We start from the raw sequence: 1,792 nt of genomic DNA on the forward strand, positions 1-1,792 counted from the left end.
CCAGTTTCATCAGACCGTCCTCATACCTGCATTTTTCAGGGCATTCAGCAGTTTGGTTTCATCTTTTGAATCAATCCCCACATTGATCGCACCGCCGGGATATTCCAAACGGATAATACGTTGCGGGGATTGTGCTGCGGTGGGTTGGGTTGGAGCGTTTGTACTCCCCTGGCTATCTTTCAGGGCTTGTATTTTTTCCGCATTGGCCTGCCGCCTGCGCTCATTATAAATTTGCTCACTGATCCGCAGGGCTTTAATATTCCTTATCGCCTCCTGATCCCCTTTGGCAATGGCCTCGGCCTGCTGTGGTTTCTTGCAGCTCATTTTTCAATTCTTCAATACTGCCTCTGGCTGCACTGGTATCTACTGCCCCGCCGCCTTGTTGTATGGCAATAAAGGCATCGTGTGCAGCACTGCGCCCTGAAGTTCTGCAGTTATAGCGTTATAGTGACCGGCCAGAACACCGGCAATAGACTGGGCGTTTTCAAAAGATTGCTCTTGTTTATTTCCGGCTTCCTCTGAAGCATCACCCGTTTCTTTAATGCTGCCCATGGTGTTTTCTGCTTCGGCCCTTAGCTCGGCCAGTTTCCTGCGACTGGCTTCGGTCGCCTCGTAATATTCCTCTGCGGTCAAAGTGCCCATAGAAAAGACTTCGGCCAACGCTACCCCAAGGCTGGCCAGTTCCGTGCGGGTTTCGGCAGCGTTTACCTGACTGATAGCATCGGCTGCATTCTCAAAATGACTTTTGACCGTTTCGGCTGTTCCGGCTGTTGCTTCTTCAATCTGTTTTTGCCCTGCAATTAATTCATCCGCGTAATTTTGCCAGAGTAACCTCTGGCTTCTGGTCATGGTCTTGGCTGCATCGTCGGCTGTTTTTACCGCATCCTGGCTTTCTTCGGCAAAGCTGTCGTATACCCCGACTAGCGCATCCCGGACATCCTTGGCATCCTCAACCGTCTGTCGGGCAAATTCCCTGTTCAAGCCGCCAAGAAAATCGGTGGTTCCTTTCAGCTTTTCAGCAATGCCATCAAAGCCCAAGGCATCCGCCGCCTCCTGCAATACCCTGATAATGCCGTATAGTATCCCGGTATAGGCTGTAGCAAAGCCTTTAACAATCGCTGTGAAGGTATTGAAAAAGCCCTTGACGGTGGAGCTGATAAAATCAAAAGCAGTCCGCAGCGCCGCCATGGATTCTGTGATGGTGCTAAAGCCTGATTGGATGGTGACAAAGCCATCAACGGTAACCCCGGAAAAGGCATGCTTAATAGCGTCATCCATGGCGATAAAGGCATCGCTGATCCTTTTAGCCAATTCAGACAGCTGGCCATTCTGGTTCATCCGCTCAATTTCGACAGCGATGCCTACCAGGGACTCTCTGGCGTAATCCAGAGCCCCACTTTTGGCCACTTCATCCTGGAACTGCTGCCAGCGGTCTTTCAGGTTACTGACATAACCCGACAGCAGACTCATATTCCTGGCGGCAGCACCTTCGGAAGACTGGCCAATTTCCAGAATCTTTAATCCATTGGGTCGCTTTCTGAGCACTTTCAGCCGAACCGGTAACCGCCTCCATCTGCACGGCCAAACGCTCAAACTGGTCACCTGTCTTAAGCACTCCTTGAATACTTCGACTTAAGGCATAAAACCCGGTGGTGGCCGCTGCCAACCCGAGAAAACGCCGGGTCAGCTTGCCAACCGATGTGCTTGCTGATTCGGCATCCCTGGCAGTCTTTTTCAGATTGTTTGATATTGGCCATAGTGCTTTTTGTCTAAAAAAAAGCCCCTGCTCTTT

At 50.9% G+C, this 1,792-nt stretch carries 3 protein-coding genes; all 3 read right to left on the bottom strand.

Annotated features, from left to right (window positions below; all coding sequences use genetic code 11):
• Window positions 1-9: 9 nt before the first annotated feature.
• The gene (locus KDK15_RS05395) at window positions 10-324 is read right to left on the bottom strand and encodes a hypothetical protein (RefSeq protein ID WP_257294343.1); all 315 of its coding nucleotides are present in this window, start codon (window positions 322-324) and stop codon (window positions 10-12) included.
• Between the two features lie 39 nt (window positions 325-363).
• Entirely contained in the window at window positions 364-1,470 is a 1,107-nt protein-coding gene (locus KDK15_RS05400; RefSeq protein ID WP_257294344.1) for a hypothetical protein, read from the bottom strand.
• The coding region (locus tag KDK15_RS05405; protein WP_257294345.1) for a hypothetical protein at window positions 1,442-1,792 on the bottom strand (351 nt) is incomplete at its 5' end. The genes KDK15_RS05400 and KDK15_RS05405, both read right to left, overlap by 29 nt.

The sequence above is a fragment of the Endozoicomonas sp. YOMI1 genome (genome assembly GCF_024606345.1).
Classification (GTDB): Bacteria; Pseudomonadota; Gammaproteobacteria; order Pseudomonadales; family Endozoicomonadaceae; genus Endozoicomonas.